At 68.5% G+C, this 5,294-nt stretch carries 6 protein-coding genes; 1 reads left to right on the top strand and 5 read right to left on the bottom strand.

Features of this window, described 5'->3' with window-relative positions; translation table 11 throughout:
• The 5 genes from AB4Y84_RS12325 to AB4Y84_RS12305 all read right to left on the bottom strand — a co-directional run.
• A partial coding sequence (locus AB4Y84_RS12325) for an AMP-binding protein (protein WP_442250205.1) occupies positions 1–1,063 on the bottom strand: 1,063 nt, incomplete at its 3' end.
• Positions 1,060–2,253, bottom strand: a complete 1,194-nt coding sequence (locus tag AB4Y84_RS12320; RefSeq protein WP_442244814.1) for an isochorismate synthase — start codon at positions 2,251–2,253, stop codon at positions 1,060–1,062. The genes AB4Y84_RS12325 and AB4Y84_RS12320, both read right to left, overlap by 4 nt.
• Complete coding sequence (locus AB4Y84_RS12315) at positions 2,250–3,446, bottom strand: MFS transporter (protein WP_442244815.1); 1,197 nt, start codon at positions 3,444–3,446, stop codon at positions 2,250–2,252. Before AB4Y84_RS12315 ends, AB4Y84_RS12320 begins: the two co-directional genes overlap by 4 nt.
• Positions 3,447–3,598: 152 nt before the next feature.
• A complete protein-coding gene (locus AB4Y84_RS12310; RefSeq protein ID WP_223495305.1) occupies positions 3,599–3,928 on the bottom strand; it encodes a DUF3817 domain-containing protein in 330 nt (109 codons plus the stop codon).
• An 88-nt stretch (positions 3,929–4,016) separates the two neighbouring features.
• The gene (locus tag AB4Y84_RS12305; protein ID WP_442244816.1) at positions 4,017–4,952 is read right to left on the bottom strand and encodes a TIGR03571 family LLM class oxidoreductase; all 936 of its coding nucleotides are present in this window, start codon (positions 4,950–4,952) and stop codon (positions 4,017–4,019) included.
• A gap of 54 nt (positions 4,953–5,006) precedes the next feature.
• Between AB4Y84_RS12305 and AB4Y84_RS12300 the strand changes: the two genes are divergently transcribed.
• A partial coding sequence (locus AB4Y84_RS12300; protein ID WP_442250204.1) for a GNAT family N-acetyltransferase occupies positions 5,007–5,294 on the top strand: 288 nt, incomplete at its 3' end.

Genomic DNA, 5,294 nt, shown 5'->3' with positions numbered 1-5,294 from the left:
GCGGGTCATCCAGCCGGGTGTAGTTGACCAGGCCTTCGGCCATGCCGAACACCTGCTGCAACGTGCAACCGAGGCCATCGATGACCCGCCGCGCGGCTTCCGGCACCAGCTTCGCTCCCCCGACCTGCAGCACCCGCAGGCTGGACAGATCGTGCCTGCTGGTCGCCGCCGCCTGCGCCCACAGCAGCGCCAGGGGCGGCACCAGACCACAGCAGGTCACCTTCTCGCGTGCGATCAACGGAAATGCCGCATCCGGGCCGGGGCCTGGGCTGAGCACCACGCGGGCGCCGGCGTACAGCGCACCGAAGAAACCCGGCGAGCTCATCGGGAAGTTGTGTGCTGCCGGCAGCGCAACCAGGTACACGCTGTCGCGGTCGATGCCACAGATTTCGTTGCTGGCGCGGAACGAGTAGATGTAATCGTCGTGCGTGCGCGGAATGAGCTTTGACAGCCCGGTGCTGCCGCCGGAGATCTGCAGGAACGCCACCGACTGCGGATCRGGATCGGCCGGCAGCTGGCTGCGATCGCCCTGCAGCGATTCCAGCGCGACGAACTCGGCCGCATCGCCGTCGATCAGTACGTGGCGTACCGCCGGCACTTCCGCCTGCAGCGCGCGCGCCAGGCCACGATGATCGAAGCCTTCATGGACATCGGTACTGATGTAGGCACTGGCCTCGGCCTCGCGCGCAAAGTGGGCCAGCTCGGTGATGCGATGTGCCGGCAGCGCGTACACAGGCACCAGCCCGGCGCGGAACAGGCCACAGACCGTCGCGATGAAACCGGCCGTATTGCCCAGCTGCACCAGCACGCGCTCGCCGGGCTGCAGGCCCAGCGCCAGCAGCCCGGCGCCGATGCGCCCGGCCTCATGCCAGAGCTGCGCATAGCTCAGGCGCACATCGCCAGCCACCACCGCGATGTCATCGGCATGGCGCTCGGCGCGTTCGCGCAGGAAACCCGGGAAGGTTTCGCCACGCCAATGACCTGCGGCCCGATAGCGCGCGACCAGCGCTTCAGGCCATTGCTGTTGCAGCGGCAGGCGCGAATCAACGGTGGACGGCGTCATGCGGATACCTCGATCAGGGACAGCGGGTCCTGCACGCCCAATGCGTTCAGCAGGGCAGCAAACTTGGCGGCGGTTTCGGCCACTTCGGCCTCGGGTTGCGAGTCGGCGACGATGCCGGCGCCGGCATACAGGCGCAGCTGGGTGCCCTGCAGGCGCGCGCAGCGGATCGCCACATACCAGTCGCCGTCCCCCTGTGCATCGAGCCAGCCCACCGCACCTGCATAGAAGCCGCGCGGCACCGGTTCCAGCGCACGGATGCGCTGCAGTGCCTGCAGCCGCGGGGTACCGCAGACGGCCGGGGTGGGATGCAGCTCGGCCAGCAGGGTCGCCGCCGACGTAGCAGCGTCCTTCAGCGTGGCGTGGATGCGCGTACCCAGATGCCACATGCTGGCGGTGGCGTGCAGCACCGGGCGTGGCTGCGCTTCGATGTGACTGCACCAGGGCGAGAGGCCATCGACAATGGCGTCGACCACATGCCGGTGTTCGTCATGATCCTTCGCCGATGCCAGCAACGCCTGCGCGGCGCGCTCGTCCGCAACCGGATCGGCACTGCGCCTGGCCGAACCGGCCAGCGGATGCGACAGCACCTGCGCACCGCGTTTGCGCAGCAGCAGCTCCGGTGTCGCCCCCACCAGCCATGCCGGCGCCTGGCCAACGTCCACCGGCAGCGGCACGGCGTAGGTCGCCACCGAAGGATCGGTGCCGAGGCGGGCCAGCAGCATTTCCGGTGACAGCGCCTGCTGCGTGTGCGCCAACAGGCTGCGCGCCAGTACCACCTTGTGCAGCTCCGGGTCCGGCGCGCGCATCGCGCTGACCGCGTCGGCCACGGCCGCTGCATACGCCTGCGCCGAGGGCTCGGCAGTCAGCGCTCCGGACAGCGCCGGCGCCGCCTGCGACTGTACGGGCAATGCCGGCAGCAGGCGCTCGGGCTGGTACAACGCATCATCGGCGCGCGGCTCGAACGGCACCGCGCCGACCAGCAGACCCGGCCCACCGCGCTGCTGCGCGAAGAACGTCGCCACGCGCTCGGCCAGCGTGGCCAGCGCACCGGTCGGCAAGGGTGCGCGGCAGCCGCGCGCGTGCATCTGCTGATCGGCCTGCCGCAGCAGGAACAGCGACGCTTCGGCGGTGGGCTCGGACAGCATCGACGCAGCCTCCGGCCACGCGTCCTGAATCAGGGAATCGTTCATGGGGTCTCCTTCATCCGATACGCTGCGGCCAGCACGCACAGCACCAGCAGCAGCACGCCGACCAGCAGGTAAGGCAGGCTGGCACCGCCGCGATACAACAGGGTGCCGAGCATCGGCCCGGCCACCATGCCCAACCCCTGTGCCGCCGCGACGGTGCCGGCCGCCGCACCCTGTTCGTGCGCCTGCACCGCATCGGCGGCCAACGCCTGGAACGAGGGGAACACGAAGCCCATGCCGAACGCTGCAAGCGCGTAGGCTGCCGGCAACTGCCAGGTCTGCTGCACCGCCGCCACCGACGCAAAGCCGATGCCTGCGATCAGTGCGCCGAGGATGATCCAGCGCCGGGGATGCACGTCCAGTTTCATCACCAGCCCCTGCGCGAGGATCAGGCCCACGCCGACTGCAGTCAGTGCGATGCCGGCCATGCGCGCACCTTCGGCTGCATCCAGGCCGAAACGATCAATGGCGAAGAAGCCGACCGTGACCTGGGCGATGGTCACCGACACCATCGCCACGAACGCGGCCATCTGAGGCAGGCGCAGCCGCCGGTCGAGGCGCGACAGCGGTACGCGGTTGCGGCTGTGTGCGGCTGCCACCGGCGGCGTGGCCGGCAGGCGCCAGACCAGCAGGCCCAGCGCGAGCAGCGGCAACAGCGCAGCCACGTACAGCGCCAGCGGCAGGTTCTTGTAGGCAAGCCATCCGGCAGCAGCCGGACCCAGCACCATCCCCAGCGCGTTGGCGCTGCCAAGGCGGGCGAGGAATTTCGTACGTTGGCCGGTGGGTGCCTTGTCGGCGATCAGCGCGGCAGCGGTCGGCGGCACAGCCGCGTAGAACAGGCCGATCAGGCCACGCGCACCGACCAGCACCAGCACCGAGACCAGCACCGGCGGTATCGTCTGCAGCGCGACATCAATGAACACCGCCAGCGCGAGGTAGACCACGGTGTAGGCACTCATCGCCAGCATCAACACGCGCTTGCGGCCGATGCGGTCGCTGAGCTGGCCCCACGGGCGAGCGGCCAGCATCCACAACACGCCTGCAGCAGTCACCGATAGACCGGCATGCCATTCGGACAGGCCCAGCAGGCGGACCACCGGGCCGATGACGGCGACGAAGGACATCATCGCCATGGTGCCGATCAGGGCAGCCAACACCAGCGCCGGCAAGCCGGGAACCACGGGACGTGAATGCATGGAACACCAACCGTAACCAGGGAGGGAACGCCGGGCGCATCCGCACCCCGCGCGACGTCGCCCTGTCAGGCGGCGACGCCATCCTTAAATGATAACGGCTCGCATTTGCATTTGATACCCATTCGCTTAACGGTGGCRCACCTGCGGGTGCATCACCGCCCTGCGCGTACTGACAGCAGGCCGCGACGCTTGAACCACCACTCCAGCGGCAGTGTCACCAGCGGCGGAATCGCAGCCAGCAAGGCCAACCCCGTTGCCCACCATGGCCAGCGCAGGCGCAGCGCCGCAAACAGAGTCACCGCCACGTAGACCAGGAACGCCACGCCATGCAGCGGCCCGAACAGCTTCACCAGCGCGACGTTGGCCTGCGGGCCGTACTTGAGCCACATGCCGGCCAGCAGACCGGCCCAGGTGATGGCCTCGATGAAGGCGACGACGGCGAAAAGGCGCCCGGTTGGGTGCAGCGGGTTACGGTGGGTCACGCAGGGCTCCAGCGCTGGATATCAAATGCGAATGATACGCAGATGCGAACATGCCGGATACCTGCCGTGCGTCCACCAAGGTGGACACCTACCGATGCGTATCGGGCAGGACGTGCTCGCCTATCTCGCCCAGTACGTCATCCACCGGCCGGCCGTTGTCCACCAGGTTGAACATCACATGCGCCACGCCCTGCGCGTGTACGCGTTGCAGGTACCCCCGCAGGCCATCGCGGCCCACCTTAAGGCCCAGCGGCAGCGGCTCCGCCGGCGCAGTTGGATCGGCCTGCAGGTCCAGCAGCATCGACTGCACGAATGGCTTGGGCGCGCCGCCGCTCTGGGCCAGCGCCTGCTGCCACAGACCGATGCGCCCTTCCTGCGCGGTCTCTTCGCGATGATAGGTCGCCCAGCCTTCGGCCTCGCGTGCGATCCACTGCAGGCTCTGCCGCGCAGTACCGACCACCAGCATCGGAATGCGCCTTGCCGGCGCGGGAAGTACGTCGTATCCACCGGTTGCCTGCAACACCGGCGCACGCTCGGACGGTTCTGGCGACAGCGCCGCACGCAGCAGCGACCAGCGTTCGCGGAAGGTACCTGCCCTGCCCTGCAGATCCTCGCCGAATGCTGCGAATTCCTCAGGTCGATCGCCCGACCCAAGGCCCAGCACGAAGCGCCCACCGCTGATCCGGTCCAGGCTCAACGCCGACTTCGCCACCTGCAGCGGTTGCCGCAATGGCAGCACGATGGCCGCAGTGCCGATCACGATGCGTTCGGTCGCCGCGGCCAGCATGCCCAACCACAGGAACGGATCATCCAGCGCACTGGCAGTCGCATCCGGCCCCTGCGGCACCATCAACGGCACATCGCGGGTCCACAGCGCGGCGAAACCGAGATCATCGGCCAGCCGCGCAATGCGTCGCGCCTCATGTGGAGCGGCCAGGCCGTGTGCGGCCACCGGCGTCATCAGGCCAAGGCTGAGGCCCTGCGTTGGAAACAGACGTGCATGGGCGGGATTGAAATCAGTCATGCCGCCAGCTTAGCGTGGGGCATTGATGTCGTCCCGCCACAGGAAGTACAGCGCATGACCAGGATCCGCCCCGCCCACCTCGATGACCTGCCCGCGATCAGCGCGGTGTGCATGACGGCGTTCACTGCAGCCGTTGCGCCCATGCTCACCGCCGAGGGCATCGCCACGTTCGGCACGGTGGCCGCAGCGTCTGCGTTCGCCGAACGCCTGCAGGGCGACAACGACATCCTCGTGGCTGAACAGGAAGGCCGGGTGGTCGGCGTGGTGGAACTGAAGGCCGGCCAGCATCTGGCAATGCTGTTCGTCGCGCCGGAACTGCAGGGGCAAGGCATTGGTCGTGCC

Origin of the sequence: Stenotrophomonas sp. 2YAF22, assembly GCF_052114665.1 — a bacterium.
Classification (GTDB): Bacteria; Pseudomonadota; Gammaproteobacteria; order Xanthomonadales; family Xanthomonadaceae; genus Stenotrophomonas; species Stenotrophomonas indicatrix.
Note: the sequence above shows the minus strand (reverse complement) of the source record. Positions and strands in the feature narration are given on the sequence as shown.